General features: G+C 70.6%; 14 protein-coding genes and 1 tRNA gene. 5 read left to right on the top strand and 10 right to left on the bottom strand.

Annotation, left to right across the window (positions count from 1 at the left end):
• Positions 1-121: 121 nt before the first annotated feature.
• From H1A17_RS06185 to H1A17_RS06175, 3 genes are all read right to left on the bottom strand, one after another.
• Positions 122-1,597, bottom strand: a complete 1,476-nt coding sequence (locus H1A17_RS06185) for an FAD-dependent oxidoreductase (protein WP_194821346.1) — start codon at positions 1,595-1,597, stop codon at positions 122-124.
• A gap of 83 nt (positions 1,598-1,680) precedes the next feature.
• Positions 1,681-2,466, bottom strand: a complete 786-nt coding sequence (locus tag H1A17_RS06180) for an ABC transporter permease (RefSeq protein ID WP_145917783.1) — start codon at positions 2,464-2,466, stop codon at positions 1,681-1,683.
• On the bottom strand, positions 2,463-3,434 hold the full coding sequence (locus tag H1A17_RS06175) for an ATP-binding cassette domain-containing protein (RefSeq protein WP_194821345.1): 972 nt from the start codon (positions 3,432-3,434) through the stop codon (positions 2,463-2,465). The genes H1A17_RS06180 and H1A17_RS06175 overlap by 4 nt, the downstream gene beginning before the upstream one ends.
• A gap of 110 nt (positions 3,435-3,544) precedes the next feature.
• Here H1A17_RS06175 and H1A17_RS06170 point away from each other — a divergent pair, with 110 nt between their 5' ends.
• Entirely contained in the window at positions 3,545-4,261 is a 717-nt protein-coding gene (locus tag H1A17_RS06170; RefSeq protein ID WP_205789379.1) for a TetR/AcrR family transcriptional regulator, read from the top strand.
• Between the two features lie 45 nt (positions 4,262-4,306).
• Here H1A17_RS06170 and H1A17_RS06165 read toward each other — a convergent pair whose 3' ends face one another.
• Together H1A17_RS06165 and H1A17_RS06160 are read right to left on the bottom strand one after the other, a co-directional pair.
• Positions 4,307-5,329, bottom strand: coding sequence for a methyltransferase (locus H1A17_RS06165; RefSeq protein WP_168222378.1), 1,023 nt, complete (start codon positions 5,327-5,329; stop codon positions 4,307-4,309).
• Between the two features lie 48 nt (positions 5,330-5,377).
• Positions 5,378-6,319, bottom strand: a complete 942-nt coding sequence (locus H1A17_RS06160) for an aromatase/cyclase (protein ID WP_145917781.1) — start codon at positions 6,317-6,319, stop codon at positions 5,378-5,380.
• Positions 6,320-6,532: 213 nt separating this feature from the next.
• Here H1A17_RS06160 and H1A17_RS06155 point away from each other — a divergent pair, with 213 nt between their 5' ends.
• The 4 genes from H1A17_RS06155 (at position 6,533) to H1A17_RS06140 (ending at position 10,416) form a co-directional block, all read left to right on the top strand.
• The gene (locus tag H1A17_RS06155; RefSeq protein WP_145917780.1) at positions 6,533-7,204 is read left to right on the top strand and encodes a TcmI family type II polyketide cyclase; all 672 of its coding nucleotides are present in this window, start codon (positions 6,533-6,535) and stop codon (positions 7,202-7,204) included.
• A gap of 2 nt (positions 7,205-7,206) precedes the next feature.
• Positions 7,207-8,412 (top strand): cytochrome P450, encoded by a 1,206-nt coding sequence (locus H1A17_RS06150; protein ID WP_194821344.1) that lies wholly within the window; start codon positions 7,207-7,209, stop codon positions 8,410-8,412.
• Between the two features lie 108 nt (positions 8,413-8,520).
• Positions 8,521-9,282 carry an SDR family NAD(P)-dependent oxidoreductase gene (locus tag H1A17_RS06145; protein ID WP_194821343.1) on the top strand — a complete coding sequence of 254 codons (762 nt, stop codon included), beginning with the start codon at positions 8,521-8,523 and terminating at the stop codon, positions 9,280-9,282.
• A 120-nt stretch (positions 9,283-9,402) separates the two neighbouring features.
• On the top strand, positions 9,403-10,416 hold the full coding sequence (locus H1A17_RS06140) for an acyltransferase domain-containing protein (RefSeq protein ID WP_145917777.1): 1,014 nt from the start codon (positions 9,403-9,405) through the stop codon (positions 10,414-10,416).
• A 96-nt stretch (positions 10,417-10,512) separates the two neighbouring features.
• Here the strand turns inward: H1A17_RS06140 and H1A17_RS06135 are convergent.
• The 5 genes from H1A17_RS06135 to H1A17_RS06115 all read right to left on the bottom strand — a co-directional run bounded on the left by H1A17_RS06135 (position 10,513) and on the right by H1A17_RS06115 (position 14,811).
• Positions 10,513-10,586 (bottom strand) — tRNA-Ala (locus H1A17_RS06135).
• 252 nt (positions 10,587-10,838) lie between these two features.
• Positions 10,839-11,648, bottom strand: a complete 810-nt coding sequence (locus H1A17_RS06130) for a hypothetical protein (RefSeq protein WP_194821342.1) — start codon at positions 11,646-11,648, stop codon at positions 10,839-10,841.
• A 178-nt stretch (positions 11,649-11,826) separates the two neighbouring features.
• Complete coding sequence (locus H1A17_RS06125; RefSeq protein ID WP_194821363.1) at positions 11,827-12,429, bottom strand: GNAT family N-acetyltransferase; 603 nt, start codon at positions 12,427-12,429, stop codon at positions 11,827-11,829.
• 91 nt (positions 12,430-12,520) lie between these two features.
• Entirely contained in the window at positions 12,521-13,813 is a 1,293-nt protein-coding gene (gene glp, locus H1A17_RS06120) for a gephyrin-like molybdotransferase Glp (protein ID WP_088647610.1), read from the bottom strand.
• The gene (locus tag H1A17_RS06115; protein ID WP_145917776.1) at positions 13,810-14,811 is read right to left on the bottom strand and encodes a UTP--glucose-1-phosphate uridylyltransferase; all 1,002 of its coding nucleotides are present in this window, start codon (positions 14,809-14,811) and stop codon (positions 13,810-13,812) included. The genes glp and H1A17_RS06115 overlap by 4 nt, the downstream gene beginning before the upstream one ends.
• Positions 14,812-14,992: the final 181 nt, after the last annotated feature.

Genomic DNA, 14,992 nt, shown 5'->3' with positions numbered 1-14,992 from the left:
CCGGTTAGAACCAGGGGACCGTCGCCCGCGGTCGTCCCGCTGCCGGACAGCATGCGGCCGGCACCGGCTGGGCCGGTGCCGGCCGCGGGCCGGGTCCGAGGTGCCGGGAGCGCTGCGGGGGTCAGACTCCCTGGGCGATGTCGCTCGGAACCGGCCGGCACAGGATCCGGTCGCGCGCCTCCCGCAGCTGCTGTTCGCTGGAGGCGGCTGCCCGGGTGGTCACCGTGCGCCAGCCGACGAACCCGTCGGGCCGGATCAGCACGGCGCCGTCCTCCTTGATGGAGGCGGCTGCGGCCCACCCCTCGACCGCGTGGGCCGTGATGCCCAGCTTCGATGCGGCGTCGAGCCAGTGGCCGGCCGCCGTCCCGGTCAGCAGGGTGAAGCCGTTCACCAGATCGACCGTGGACCGGCCGTCGGGCAGCCAGATGTGTGGCAGGCGGCTGCCCGGAGCGCCGTCGAGGACGAGATTCTCCATGTCCGTCAACGGTTCCGGGTCGATCACCGCGGCGGAGTCGTACCGATAGCCGACCACGGGGATCATGATCCCCGCCATACCGACGGCGGCACGCTCGGCGGCCAGGGCCGGATCATTGTTCCAGTGCAGATTGTGGTTCTCCGAGCGGATCACGCTCTGCCGCATGCTGAAGAGCGCGACCGGCCGACGCTCGGCTTCGTAGGTGTCAAGCAGGGCGTCGCCTCCGGCGGCCATCTTCCATGCCAGGTTGTGGCCGTCGGCGATACCCATGTTGAGGCCGAAGCCACCGACCGGCGGCACCGCGTGGGCCGCATCCCCGACGAGGAAGTACCTGCCCTGCCGGAACACGTCGGCCACGTGCGCCGTCGACGACCACGGCAACTGGCTGATGATCTCCGGCTCGATGTCGGGCACACCGGTCGCATCCCTGATCTGCTGCCGGATCTGCTCGGCGGGGGTCTTGGGGTCGCCGTTGGGGATGTGGAAGATCCACCGGCCGTGTTCGTCGACCCGGTACAGGATCCCGGACGCCCGCTCGTTGCGCAGGAACGTCATGGACAGTGGCGGGACAGGCAGGTCGGCGCGGAACAACACGTTGAGCATGTGCGACTTGCTGATCGCTCCCGGGCCGGTGACGCCGATGCCGAGCAGCTCCCGGACCTTGCTGCGGATGCCGTCGGCGCCGATGACGTAGTCTCCCGTGATCACCCGGCCGTCCGCGGTGGTGACCTCGGCGTCCGGCGTGACAGCGACCACCTCGCTGTCGAAGTCCACCTGGCTGCCCAGGTCGCGCAGCAGCGTCACGGCGGCCCGGTCGACCAGGTCCTGCGGACAACTGCCCAGCTTCGCCGGGCCGATCTCCGGTCGCTCGAACTTGGTGGTGACGGTGGTGAGGGCGGCCAGGCTGGGCCCCGACATCAGGCCCCGGGCGAATTCCGCCGTGTTCAGCTCGAAGCCGGCCTCCCGCAGGATCTCCGCCGACCGGTCGGTGAGGCCGAACGCCCTCGGATGGTCGTTGACCTCGCCCCGGCGCTCCAGAACGTGGACCGAGACCCCCTGGCGGGCGAGAAAGACCGCGGTGCAGAGCCCGACGGTGCCGCCCCCGACAATAGTGACACGCATGACGTCCCCTTCTTCGATTGGACCGGTCCGTTGATCCCACTGGTGGGGCTAACTTCGTGCGTCGGCAGCACCCGACGACTGGTCTACAGGCCCGCTCGGGCGAAACGGAACGCCGAGAGCGGCACAAAGATCGCCAACAGCAGTCCGGCCCACAGCAGGCTCGCGATGACCGGATGGTGCAGTGGCCACGCGGCACCCGGATCCACGGCAACGGGATTGCCGAACAACGTCCGGGTCGCCGTCGCCAGTGCGCTGAGCGGGTTCCACTCACAGATCAGCCGGAGCCAGTCCGGCATCCTGGCGGTGGGTACGAACGCGTTGGAAACCATGGTGAGCGGCAGCGTCAGCGGCGCCAGTGCCGCCGCCGTCGTTGCGGAACGGATCGCCAGTCCCAGATAGGTGCCGACCCACGCCAGGGTGTATCGGAACAGCAGCAGCAGGCCGATGGCGAGCAACGCCTTCGCGAGGCCGTCGTGCGCCCTCCAGCCGACGATCAACCCGGTCAACATCATGACCGCCAGGCCGTAGGCGCCGATGAAGGCCTCGGCGCCGCTCTGCCCGAGCGGCATGGCCACCCGGTTGGTCGGCAGGGAGCGGAGCCGGTCCATCGCCCCGCGTGCCTGGTCCATCGCGACATCCACCATCGCCGAGGACAACGCGGTTCCGCTGCCCAGTACGAACAGCCCGGGCATCATGTACTCGCGGTAGTTCGAGGAGCCCGTGATGCCGATCGAACTGCCGAACACGAATCCGAACAGCAGCACGAACACCGTCGGCATCAGCATGATGGTGATCAGGGTTCCGGGCTCGTGCCGCAGCCGCAGCAGGTTCCGCTGGGTCAGCACCCAGCCGTCGGCGAGAACGGTCATGCCACCGCCTCCAGGTCACCGGCCCGCTGCACCGGGCTGACGGGCTTGCCCGTCACGGCGAGGAACACGTCGTCGAGGCTCGGCTCGCGGACCCCGACGTCGCGTACCAGCGCACCGGCGTTGTCGAGTTCCCGCACGATCTGGGGCAGGGTCGGCACCGGATGCACCGCGGCCACCACGACGTGCGATCCGTCGGCCTCCGGCCGGCGGCCGGTGAGCCGCTCCAGCACCGCCATGGCATTCGCCACGTGGCCCTCGGACTGCACCACGACCTCGATGTGGCTACCGATCTGCGACTTGAGCGCGGCCGGGGTGCCTTCGGCCACCACGTGACCGTGGTCGATCACGCCGACGGAGGCGGCCAACTGGTCCACCTCCTCCAGATACTGGCTGGTGAGCAGGACCGTGGTGCCGTCGACGACGAGCTCGCGCACGGTCTGCCAGATCTCCATGCGGCTCCGGACGTCGAGGCCGGTGGTGGGCTCGTCGAGAAACAGCACCGCGGGAGCCCGCAACAGGCTCGCGATCAGGTCCAGCCGGCGACGCATGCCACCGGAGTAACTGGCGGTCAGCCGGTCACCGGCAGCGGCGAGACCGAATCGTTCCAGCAGGTCGTCCGCGCGTTTCCTCGCCCCCCGCACGCCCAGCCGCGACAGGCGGCCAAAGATCCGCAGGTTCTCCCGGCCGGTCAGTTTCTCGTCGAGCGTGGTGTCCTGACCGGTCAGCCCGATCACTTTCCGGACGCTGCCCGGGTCCTGTGCCACGTCGAATCCCGCGACCACGGCCGTTCCCGATGTGGGTCTGGTCAGTGTGCTCAGGATGCGGACGCAGGTGCTCTTGCCGGCGCCGTTCGGGCCGAGCAGGCCGTAGACCATGTTCGGCGGGATCGCCAGGTCGAGCCCGGTCAGCGCCTCGACATCCCCGTACCGCTTGCGGAGGTCCTGTGTGTGGATGATCGCTTCCTCCATGGCCCCTCTCCCCTACCGAGTACGGCGTACGCGGATAAAAGTAGCTACTGGGTACGACGTACGCAACTGGCAATGACGCGGCTGCCGACGATCACGCGTACCCTTGTGCCGTGTCGGACCCCAAACCCATTGTCTGGATGCGACCGGAGAAACCGACGCGTGGCCCGGCTCCGTCGCACAGCCGTGAGGAGATCGCCATGGTGGCGATCTCGATCGCGGATGCCGAAGGCCTGGAAGCCGCCTCGATGCGGAACATCGCGAAGAAGCTCGGCACCGGCGCGATGACCCTCTATCGATACCTTCCCACCAGGGAAGACCTGTGGGCGGTGATGATCGACGAGGCGGCCATCTTCGAGCCGCAGGAGCCGACCGGCGACCTCCGCGCCGACCTGACCGTGCTGGCCCGCCGCAGGCGGAAGACCTTCCTGCGACACCCCTGGCTGGCCCCACTCCTCGCCACCCGCCCGATCATCGGCCCCAACTTTCTGCGCGGCATGGAACGTGATCTCGGTGTTCTCGCCGGCTGCGGTCTGAACATCGAAGACTCGACCGACGTGATGAACCTGATCTACTCGTGGGTCAGCGGCACCGTCCAGGCCGAGCTGACCGATCGGGCGAACACCCACCAGTCCGGCGTCGACCGTCACGGGTGGCGGATGCGCATGAAGCCGTATCTGGTGTCCCTGCTCGCGACCGGCCAGTTCCCCTATCTGAGCCGGATGACCGAGTCGACGGAGATCGCCGAGGCCGACGAACAGTTCGAGACCGGATTGGCGATCATCCTGGGTGGCATCGAGGTCCGGTACTCGACGTCCGCCGAGGGTTGACGAAGCCCGTCCGGTGTCGCACGGTGCATGACCGCGGCGGGCGGGTCACCGGGCATGAGCGTTCGACGACCCCGCCCGGAGCTCCACGATCGACATCCGGCCGGCCGGCAGAACAGAGATGATCTCCAGGCCCGTGGGTGCCGCCAGCTCGCCCAACTGCTCAAGGGTGTGCTGTCTGCCGCCGAAGTAGCAGAGCATGCGCAGATCGCCCGCCGTCAGCTCGTTCTGCCCGGTGAAGTAGTCCACCACGAACACGCTGCCGGCAGAGGATGCCGCCTCGGCGCACCGGCGCACGATCCGGGCAGCCGCCTCGTCGTTCCAGTTGTGCAGGATGCTGGACAGCAGATAGCCGTCCGCGCCGGCCGGAAGCTCGTCGAAGAAGCTGCCCGCCACGACGTCGGCCCGATGGTCGAGCCCAGCGGCGGCGATCGCCTTGGCGGCCCGACGCGCGGCTCCGGGCAGATCGACGACTGTCCCACTGAGCCCCGGGTGGGCCTGCAGGATGGTCATCAACATGCTGCCGTCCCCGCCACCGACATCAACGAGACGACGAAGTCTGCCCCAGTCGTATCCTGCGGCGACGGCCGGCGCGTGGGTCGCCAGCCTGGCGCCCATCTGCGCGTCGAACGACTCGGCACGCTCGTCGTTGACCGACAGGTCGTCCCAGAACGTCTGCCCGTACTGCTGGGGGAAGGTGGGCTCGCCGGTGCGGACCGTGTGCAGCAGGTGGACGAGGCTCAGCTCGGCGTGACCGATGGCCCCCTCGACATCGAGCACGGACCGCATCTCCTCGGGGTGCCCGTCACACAGGTACCGACCCATCTCGGTCACGTCGTAGACACCGGTCGCCGTACTCGACAGCACTCCGGCGACCGACAGGTGGTCCAGCAGCCGCCGCAGGACATCCCGGTCGGCTCGCACCGCCTCGGCGAGCGCCTCGGTCGTCCGCAGGCCGGCGACTATGTGGTCGGCCAGCCGCAGGGTCGCGGCCACCCGGATCGCCATCGGGGTCAGCAGATCGGCCGCTGCCCATATTCCTCCGCCTCTGGCGGTCACCTTCTCGGCCATTGGCCCTCCCGACACACGGTTGTCTGTTGACACGTACGAGCGACCGCTTCAGAAGCCGGCGCGTCCCTCCGCGAACGCCTTGGCGAGAGTCAGGTTGCTCATGCTGTTGCCGCTCAGCAGCCGCCGCAGGTACCGGCGCGCGTGACCGATCGTCGTCCCCGCGCCGAGCAGTGACAGCGCCGAAGGTTTGATCGTGCTGGTGTGCCGGGCCTCGGCGATGACGCCCTCGGGGACCTCGGTGAACTTCCAGTGGCCGGTGTGCGCGTCGAGCATCGCAGGCAGCGAGATCTGCTTGTAGACGATGAGCTTCGGCGGCAGGCAGATCCGCACCGAGCGGACGGTGTGCGTGCTGCCGTCCGGGCCCTTCGTCTCCATGTCGAAGAACTGGACGTCCGGGACCTCCTCGGTGAGGGTGAGTCCCACGACGTGCGGGATGCGCTCGGGCCACAGATCCGCCCGGTAGAGATAGTCGTACGCGTCCTCGACGGCACCGGCGACGAACAACGGATCGGTGAAGGACACGACCAGTTCGTCCAACTCGGTGAGCCGCGCCGCCGTGTCGCGCAGGGTGTCGAGTTGTTCACCACTGTCCTTGGTGATCTGCTCCAGGAGCGGGCCGAGATCGGCCTCGGCCTGTGCGTCGATGTGGTGGCGCAGCACGACCTCGGTGCGATGCGGTGCCAGTTCGGTGAACACCCATTCGGCGCGGATCCCGCTGGCGGGGGACTCCGCGTCCAGGTGCGTGAGCGTGATGCGGTGTCCCGGCCGGTCGACTCGGCGTACCGCCCGCCAGGTGCGGACGGCGGAGTCGCTGACCAGCGCCCAGTACTGGATCAGGTCGCCCTTGTCGTTGCTGTGGAGCACTTCCGCGTGCACCGCCGACGGGTGGAACTGCGGCCAGCGTCCGACATCGGCGACAAGGTCGAATGCCGTTTCACGGGCGACGTCGACAATCACGCGAGAGTCGATCTCCTGCTGGTTGTCTGACACGGCGAGACACCTCACAAGCGTCGTAGGGGTCCGGATCGATCAGCTCAACGGTGTCCGTCGCCGCTCGACCGGGATTCGAGGACCCGTCGAGTTGACCAGAAGTCGATTCGGCGTCGAAGGCGGTGGCGCAAGCTCGGCGCGACCTCGGTACGAGCCCTGCGAGGGTCCGTGACGCGGCAAGACATTCAGCCCGCCTACCGCGAGGAGAGGCATATGCCGAACATTGTCACTGTCGGTAGATTCGATAGTGATGACGTCGCCGCCGTTACCAAGATCCTTCAGGAGTTCGACGGCAAGGCGGCCATCGGGCTTCCCCGGCTACGCCGGCGGCAGGTCTTCTTCTACTCCGACATCTACGTACACATGCAGGACTGGGATGTCGCGGACTCCGCCGAGGCGTACCAGGTGGCGACCACCGAACCGCAGTGCGCCCGGCTGAACGAGAGCCTCTCGGCCTACTTCGGCGACCATGCCGGGACGGAGGACTGGGACGGCCCGATCGATCAGCCGACGGCCGAGCGCTTCTACGTGTGGCCGACCGAGCAGCTGGAGAATCTCGAAAAGACGTACAGCGCGGTGATCGTGAACACCCAGCGGCGGGAGCACAACGCCGAGGTGGCACGGCTGTTCGCCGAGTCCGATGCGACTGACATTCCCCTGACCATGGGGACGCTGCGTCGCCAGATCTATCTGTGGCGTGGCATCTACCTGCACATCCAGGACTTCGCGGAGCCCGATCCCGTCAAGGTGATCAGTGCGGTGTGGACGGAGGGGGATCCCCGTTTCCTCCAGCTCGTCGACGACCTCACGCAGCTCATCCCGCCATACGACCCGACAGGCAACTCGTTGGCCACTCGTTTCTACTACTGGGCTGCAGAGGTGTGAGAATGACCGAACTACCGACCCACCCCATCCGGCGAAAGCTCCCGGGCGAACTCCCGCCCGAGTACGAGACGCTGCGTGAACGAGGAATCGGCCGGGTCACCCTGCCGACCGGGAAGCTGGCCTGGATGGTGGTGCGGCCAGACTACGCGCGGTTCGTCCTGTCCGATCCGCGATTCAGCTCGGACAAGATGAGCGACGACTTCCCCAAGATGACACCGAACTCGCTGAACAAGCTGAAGTACTGCGCGCCCTTCATGATCAACCTGGACGGGCCGGAGCACGTGGAGCAGAAGAAGCCGGTCATTCAGGAATTCTCGCCGGAAGGACTCACCCGGCTGTTGCCACGGCTGCGCGAGGCGGTGAGCGAGAAGGTCGACGAGTACCTGGCCCGGACCGACAAACCGGTCGACATGGTCACGGAGCTGGCGTACCCGATCGCCTGGCGTCTACAGGAGATCTTCCTGGGCATCCCCCAGGCCGAGCAGCGCAAGATGCGGGAGAACGTCTGGCACCTGCTGATGCAGACCGCCACCGAGGAGGAGGAGAAGGCGTCGGCCGCACGCCTGAACCAGCACGCGGAGGACGTGCTGAAGGAGAAGGCCGAGAACCTCGGCGACGATCTGATGAGCCGCCTGATCCAGCGCGAGCTCGACAAGCACGGCGAGGTCGACTGGTTCAGGCTCGCGCCGCTGATGCTGTCCAACGCCCAGGGCATCCACAACTCGACGTCCACGATGCTCACGCTGGGCGTACTGACCCTGCTGACCCACCCGCAGGAGCGGGCGACCCTGCTCGCCGACCCGAACAAGTTGCGGTTGGCGATCGACGAGATGCTCCGGTTCTACTCGGTCAACGACGGCACGCCGATGCGGCTGGCCGTGGAGGACGTGCGGATCGGCGACACCCTGGTCAGGGCCGGCGACGGCGTCGTGGTGCCGACCCTGCCCGTCAACCGTGATCCGGAGTTGTGCCCGTATCCCAACAAGCTCGATCTCATGCGGGAGAAGACGACCCGGCACCTGACGTTCGGTCACGGGCCGCACCAGTGCCCGGCGAACCGCCTGGTGCCGGAACTGATGGACATCGTCATCACGATGCTGTTCGAGCGGGCTCCCACCCTCGCGCTGGCGGTACCGGAGTCGGAGCTGACGTACAAGTACCACTCGATCCAGGCGTTCGGTCCGGCCGAGATGCCGCTCACCTGGTGAGCGGTGCCGGCCGCCGCACCCGTGCCCCGACCCCGGGCGCGGCGGCCGGCACCGGCTGCGGATGGTCGGCGGGCACGACAGCCCGCTCACGCTGAGGAGGACCGGCACATGGCCGACGACATCCAACCCGCCGCCGAACCGGGCACCGAGGGCCGCGTCGCCCTGATAATCGGCGCCTCGGGAGGGCTCGGTGCCGCCGTGGCGCACGTGCTCGACCGCCGCGGCTACCGGCTGGCCCTGCACTACACCACCGGCGCGGACCGGGCACACAAGCTCGCGGCCGAGCTCAGCGGGCCCAGCACCGTCGTACAGGCGGACGTCGCCGACTGGGCCGTCACGCAGGACATGGCCGGCCGGGTGCGCGCCGAACTGGGCGGCATCAGCGTGCTCGTCAACGCCGGTGCGGTCCGTCACGACGGCTTCATGGCCACCCAGGCCGTCGACGACTGGACCCGCACCGTTGCGGTCAATCTGCTCGGCACGTTCCACACCTGCCGCGCGGTGCTTCCGGACATGATGCGCGCGCGCTGGGGCCGGATCATCAACGTCGTCTCGCCCGCCGGCCTCATCGGCAGCCGGGGCCAGACAGCGTACTCCGCGGCCAAGGCCGGGGTGCTGGGCATGACCCGGAGTCTGGCCCTGGAGTGCGGACGATTCCAGATCACCGTCAACGCGCTGTCACCGGGCCTGATGGCCACCGCGATGACCGAGGACATCCCGGCGCGGTCCCGTGCCACGCTCATGGCCCGGACCGCGTTCAGCCGCATGGCCACCCCCGACGAGGTGGCCCAGGGCATCACGCTGCTGCTGGACGCCGACTACATGACCGGCCAGGTGCTGTCCATCGATGGCGGCATGTCGATCTCCTGACCGTTGCCCGGACGCGGCCCTTCGCACCGCGCCGCAGGGCGGAGGCCGGGCCCGCCGCCGACCGCCCCGCTCCGCGGGAGTGCCCGGCGGCACCGCTGAAACAATCACTCGGGAGTCCTCATGACAGATCGCAGAACAGTTCTGTTGTTGCCCGGTCAGGGGGCACAACGGGAGGGGATGGGCGTCGAGTTGTACGGTCGGCACCCGGCATTCACCGCGTGCACGGACGGCCTGTTCCGGTCGCTTGACTCCGAAGGCGCCAGGCTCGCCGTGGAATGGCAGCGCGCCGCCCCGAATCCGGCGCTGGACGACGTGGGGGTCGCCCAGGCGCTGCTGCTCATCGTCGGATATGCCCTCGGCACGGCGGTGCGCGGCCTGGCCGGTGGTCCGGACGTGCTGCTCGGGCACAGCGCGGGAGAACTGGCAGCCGCCTGCCTGGCGGGCGTCTTCCCACCCGAGGATCTCGTCCGGCTGCTGGCCGCACGCTCGCGAACTCTGCACCCCGACGGCCGCGGCGGCATGCTGGCGGTCGCTGCGGCGCCCGACGAGCTGCCCGAGCCGTTCGAGCCCGGTGTCGCCCTCGCGGCGGTCAACGGGCCACGGCACTGCGTACTGGCCGGCCCCGAGCCGGCCCTGCGGAGAACGGCGTCGTCACTTCTTGCGGCCGATTTTTCCTTCCGTCGCCTGCGATCCAGTCATGCCTTCCACAGCCCTGTCATGAGGCATACCGCGGCGCAGTTCCGCCGCGAACTGGGAGCGCTGCGGCTGAACGCGCCGCACTCCACGCTGATCTCCAGCCGGACGGCCGCGCCGGTCAGCCCGTCGCAGGCGGCCGACCCCTCCTTCTGGGCAGATCAGCTCATGCTGCCGGTCCTCTTCTGGCCCGCACTCAAGTCGCTGCTCGACGAGCAGGGTCATCGTCCCGGCCTCGTCCTGCTCGACGGCAGTTCGGACCGCAGCCTGACTGCCGCCGCCCGCCGTCATCCGGCAGTCCGGAACGGGCGCAGCCTCGTCGTTCCGCTGCTGGCTCCGACCCAGCCGGACGCGAGAGGCGCGGACCTCAGCGCGTGGACGGCGGCGGCCGAACTGCTGGCCGGCGGCGACCCGTCCGTCCGGCATACCGCCCAGGCGTAGTGGTCCGTCCCATCCGGCGAGCGTGCTCGCCCCGGATGCTCGTGGGAGATAGTCAAGGCCCCGGCCGGCAGGTTGCCGGCCGGGGCCTTGTCGGTGTGGAGCTGTGGGGATTCGAACCCCAGACCCCCTCGATGCGAACGAGGTGCGCTACCAGACTGCGCCACAGCCCCTCCGCCGGGTGAAACCGGCTTCGGTCCCACCCGGCTTTCACCGGGCGGGCCGGCGCCAAGACTAACAGCCCATCCGCCCCCCGGGCGAATCACCCCTCCCGCCGCGCGGGCCACCTGCTCCGCCGCCCCGGTGCACCCGGGTTGCGGTGTCCGACCGCCCCGGTGGCACCCTTTCGGCCCCGATGAGTCGATCAAGGAGCGCCACCGACCCGAGCCGGGCGGGCAGGCGGGGCGGAGGGTGCGGACCCAGGGTCAGCGGGGATCGCGGCCGGACTGGTAGGGGCGGCCACGCAGGCCGCCGGAGCGGCGGTAGGACACCGAGCCGCCCCCGCTGGCCGCCGCCGGCAGGTCGGACGGCCGGTCCAGGCCCATCGCGGTACGGCGTACCGCCTCGCGTTGCGCGGCGAGACGGCGTTGCGCCTCCCGGCGGGCCGCCGCCCGACGGGCCTGCTCCCGGCGTACCTCGGCCTGTCGGGCGGCCAGCCAGGCGGCCTCCCGGGCGCGCAGCCGCCGCCGACGCCGCTCGGCCAGCGCCCGCCGCCGCAGGTGTACGACGTACACCACCAGCAGTGCGGCGGTGACCGAGAAGCTGATCCAGAAGCCGGGGCTGACCACGATCACGCCGACCAGCTCGACGAAGTTGAGCAGCAGCAGCGCGGCGAGCACCCGACGCCGCCGGTAGACGGCCGGGGTGTGGTGCCGGGGTGGGCGGCGGCGGGCCTGCCGGGCGGCGGGCGGCACGGCCCGCAGGCGACCCGAACGGCGTTTGGCGGACGGGGCGGCGCGGCGGGCGGGGGCCGGCGGCGCGGCGACGGGGACACCGAGGTTCCCGGTGGCGGCGTCCTCGGCCAGGGTGACGACGAGCGCCCGGGGCTGGTTGACCGGCCGCCGGCCGGGGACAGTACGACGCCGCCGGCGGCGCTGGAGCACCCGCGCCGTCGACTGCGCCCGCTCCGCCACCAGCCGCTCGGTGGCGTCGTACCGACGGACCAGGGCCGGCGCGAGGGCGAGCAGACCGGCGGCGGCGAGGACGGCGAGGAGCACCGAGGTCGGCACCCTCACCCCTCCCGTCACCGAATTCGGGGCAACCGCCGGTCGACAGCAGGATCTTCCCCGAAATCTCGCCCTGGGCGCAGATCCTGCGGCCGGGCAGCGCTTGCCGCAGCTTGCAGTTACTTGAGGTTACGGGCCACCGACCGGGATGCCGACACGCCGCGCCGCATCCCATGCGTGGGACGGCTCACCCGAGGTCGTGACACATCCGGTGCCAGCGGGCCAGCAGGCCGCCCTCGGCGGCCACCTCCTCGCTGGTCATCGCGTATCCGATGTGGTCCCGCCAGGCCCCGTCGATGTGCATGTAGCGCACGTGGTACGCCTCCTCGCGGAAGCCCAGCTTCTCCACCACCCGCCGGGACGGCTTGTTCTCCGGCCGGATGTTCACCTCGACCCGGTGCAGCCCACCCGGGCCGAACGCGTGGTCGACGGCGAGCGCCATCGCGGTGGGGATCACCCCGCGCCCGGCCACCCGGGAGTCCACCCAGTAGCCGACGTACCCGGAGCAGAACGCCCGCCGCACGATGCTGCCCACGTTCAGGTGCCCCACCAGCCGCTCCTGGCCGTCCTCACGCAGGCAGACCGCGAACGGCATCCCCTCACCGGTACGCGCCGAGCGCCGCTGGTCGGCGTGCACGTAGCGGAACGCGGCAGGCGAGTTCGTCTCGTCCCAACTGCCGGGCAGGTGCGACTCCCAGGGTGCCAGCCAGGCCCGGTTCGCCTGGCGCACCGACGACCAGGCGCCGGCGTCGGAACGACGGTACGGCCGCAGCACCACCGCACCGTCCATCAGCACCACCGGCCACCCCGGTGCCCGCCCGAACCAGCTCACCGCGCCGACCTCCCGTCCGCGCCCGGGGCGTCGGCACGCCCGGACCGGCTCACCGCCGCCGGTCCAGCAGCAGCACGTCCACGGTGGAGCCGGCCGCCGCGGTGGTCACCCGCTCGCCCAGCACCATCAGGCCGTTCGCCTCGGCCAGCCCGGACAGGGTGTACGGCCCACCGCTGAGCGGCTGCACCGTGTAGCCCCCGCCGCGCCGCTCGGCCACGTGCGCGGGCCGGAACTCCCGCAGCCCGCCGGGCGACGAGATGGTCTCCAGCAGGTGCGCCCGGACGCTCGGCCGGAACACCGGCTCCGCGCCGGCCAGCAACTGGATCGCCGGCCGGGCCAGCACCTCGAAACCGATCAACGCCGCACCGGGCTCACCGGGAAGACACACCACCGGCACCTCCTCGGCGCCGACGGTACCGAACCCGAGGGCCGTGCCGGGGTACAGCGCCACATCGGTGAACGTCACCGGACCGGCCCGGCCGCCCTCCCGGCGGGAGAGGATGCGCCGGACCATGTCGCCGGGGCCGGTGCCGGTGCCGCCGGTGGTGATGATCAGATCGGCCCGCAGGGTCTGGTCCTCCAGCAGGCCGCGCAACCCCTCCGGGTCGTCGTCGCAGATCCCCACCCGGTACGCCAACGCGCCCACCTCGGCGGCGGCGGCGGTCAACGCGTGCGAGTTGGCGTCCACCACCTGACCGGGCTGGCTGCCCCGGCCCACGTCGACCAGTTCGTCACCGGTGGCCACGATGACCACCCGGGGGCTGGGCCGCACCACCACGTGCCCGATGCCGGTGGCGGCGAAGACGGCCACCAGCGCCGGGGCGACGTACGTGCCGGCCCGGGCGAGCACCGTGCCGGCGGGCAACTCCTCACCGGCGCGGCGGACGCCGTACCCGCGCTTGGGGGTGCGGAAGATCTCCACCGCGGCCATGCCCTGATCGGTCCACTCCACCGGCACCACCACGTCGGCGGCGATCGGCATCGGCGCACCGGCGGCCACCGAGAAGCACGAGCCGGGGGTGAGCCGGACCGGACGCCAACTCGCCGCGCCCAGGTCGCCGACCACGTTGAGGCGTACCGGACGGCCCGGCCCCTGCGAGGGGACCGGGCCGTACCCGACGAGGTCCTCCCAGCGCGCGGCGTACCCGTCCACCGCCGCCTGGTCGAAGGCGGGGAACGAGTGCGGGGCGACGACGTCCGAGGCGAGGACGTTGCCGTACGCCTGGGTGAGGTCGAGGTCGAGCGGAGGCAGCGCGCGCAACCTGCGCAGCACGCTGCCCAGGTAGTCGGCGAGCGGCGTCAACTCGTTCGCGGCCGCCTCGGCGTCGGCCGTCGAGGTCATGTACGGGAGCCGCCCGCCGCGTCACGTACCCCGTCGAGGATCGCCGCGGTGACGGTCTGGTCGCCGTGGTTGACGAACTCGGTCAGCCAGGCGCGGAACTCACCGCCGAGGTCCTCCCGCTCGGCGGCGATCTGCACGACTGTCTGGAGGTAGCCCAGCGGCATGCCGGTGTCGTAGCGGGTGCCCCGGTAGACGATCGCGTGCACCGGCACGCCCTCGCTGCGCAGCAGCTCCATCGCGTCGGTGAGCTGGATCTCGCCACCGCTGCCCGGCTCGGTACGCCGGATCGCGTCGAAGATCCGCCCCGGCAGGACGTACCGGCCGAGGACGGCCAGGTTGCTCGGGGCGTCCTCCGGCCGGGGCTTCTCGACCATGCCGGTGACCCTGACGACCTCGCCGATGTCGGTCAGCTCGGCCTCGGCCGGCTCGACGGAGGCGATGCCGTACCGCTTGGTCTCGGCCGGGTCGACCTCGAAGAAGGCCAGCACCACGCCGCCGGTGCGGGCCTGGAGTTCCAACATGGCCGGCAGCAGCGGCTCGGACGGCTTGACGAACTCGTCGCCGAGGAGCACCGCGAAGGGCTGGTCGCCGACGTGCGACTCGGCGTACCCGACGGCGTGGCCCAGGCCGAGCTGCTCCGGCTGCCGGCAGGTGTAGATCTCGGCCAGCTCGCTGGGGCGCTTCACCGCGGCCAGCCGCTCCGCGTCACCCTTGGCCTCCAGCCGGGCCTCCAGGTCGGGGCGACGGTCGAAGTGGTCCACCATCGACGTCTTGCCCCGCCCGGTGATCAGCAGCACGTCACCGATGCCGGCCTGGGCGGCCTCCTCGACGATGTACTGGAGCACCGGCCGGTCGATCACCGGCAGCAGCTCCTTGGGCACCGCCTTCGTGGCCGGCAGGAACCGGGTGGCCAGGCCGGCGGCCGGGATCACGGCCTTGACCGCACGGGAACGACCGGTCGCGGCGGCCGTTGAGGGGTTCGCTGAGTGCTCCGACATGCCGCGAGACTATCGGCCACGGCTCTGCCGCGGCGGGTGAGGACCGGAAGACGCGCCGCCCGGCTGCGTCACACCGGGAGCGCCGACGGCGTGCCGGCCGGTCGACCCGTCGGCCGGCAGGTCGTCGGCGGGAGCCCGGTCGGGGGGCGGCCGGTGGGTGGGCGGCCGGTCGGCGGGGGGC

Source organism: Micromonospora sp. S-DT3-3-22 (assembly GCF_015354745.1).
GTDB classification, from domain to species: domain Bacteria; phylum Actinomycetota; class Actinomycetes; order Mycobacteriales; family Micromonosporaceae; genus Micromonospora; species Micromonospora wenchangensis.
Note: the sequence above shows the minus strand (reverse complement) of the source record. Positions and strands in the feature narration are given on the sequence as shown.

Bases quoted from the DNA above. Each gene is read 5' to 3' on its own strand.
- H1A17_RS06185 (WP_194821346.1), bottom strand. From the start codon at position 1,597: ATGCGTGTCACTATTGTCGGGGGCGGCACCGTCGGGCTCTGCACCGCG.
- H1A17_RS06180 (WP_145917783.1), bottom strand. From the start codon at position 2,466: ATGACCGTTCTCGCCGACGGCTGGGTGCTGACCCAGCGGAACCTGCTG.
- H1A17_RS06175 (WP_194821345.1), bottom strand. From the start codon at position 3,434: ATGGAGGAAGCGATCATCCACACACAGGACCTCCGCAAGCGGTACGGG.
- H1A17_RS06165 (WP_168222378.1), bottom strand. From the start codon at position 5,329: ATGGCCGAGAAGGTGACCGCCAGAGGCGGAGGAATATGGGCAGCGGCC.
- H1A17_RS06155 (WP_145917780.1), top strand. From the start codon at position 6,533: ATGCCGAACATTGTCACTGTCGGTAGATTCGATAGTGATGACGTCGCC.
- H1A17_RS06150 (WP_194821344.1), top strand. From the start codon at position 7,207: ATGACCGAACTACCGACCCACCCCATCCGGCGAAAGCTCCCGGGCGAA.
- H1A17_RS06145 (WP_194821343.1), top strand. From the start codon at position 8,521: ATGGCCGACGACATCCAACCCGCCGCCGAACCGGGCACCGAGGGCCGC.
- H1A17_RS06140 (WP_145917777.1), top strand. From the start codon at position 9,403: ATGACAGATCGCAGAACAGTTCTGTTGTTGCCCGGTCAGGGGGCACAA.
- H1A17_RS06125 (WP_194821363.1), bottom strand. From the start codon at position 12,429: ATGGACGGTGCGGTGGTGCTGCGGCCGTACCGTCGTTCCGACGCCGGC.
- glp (WP_088647610.1), bottom strand. From the start codon at position 13,813: ATGACCTCGACGGCCGACGCCGAGGCGGCCGCGAACGAGTTGACGCCG.
- H1A17_RS06115 (WP_145917776.1), bottom strand. From the start codon at position 14,811: ATGTCGGAGCACTCAGCGAACCCCTCAACGGCCGCCGCGACCGGTCGT.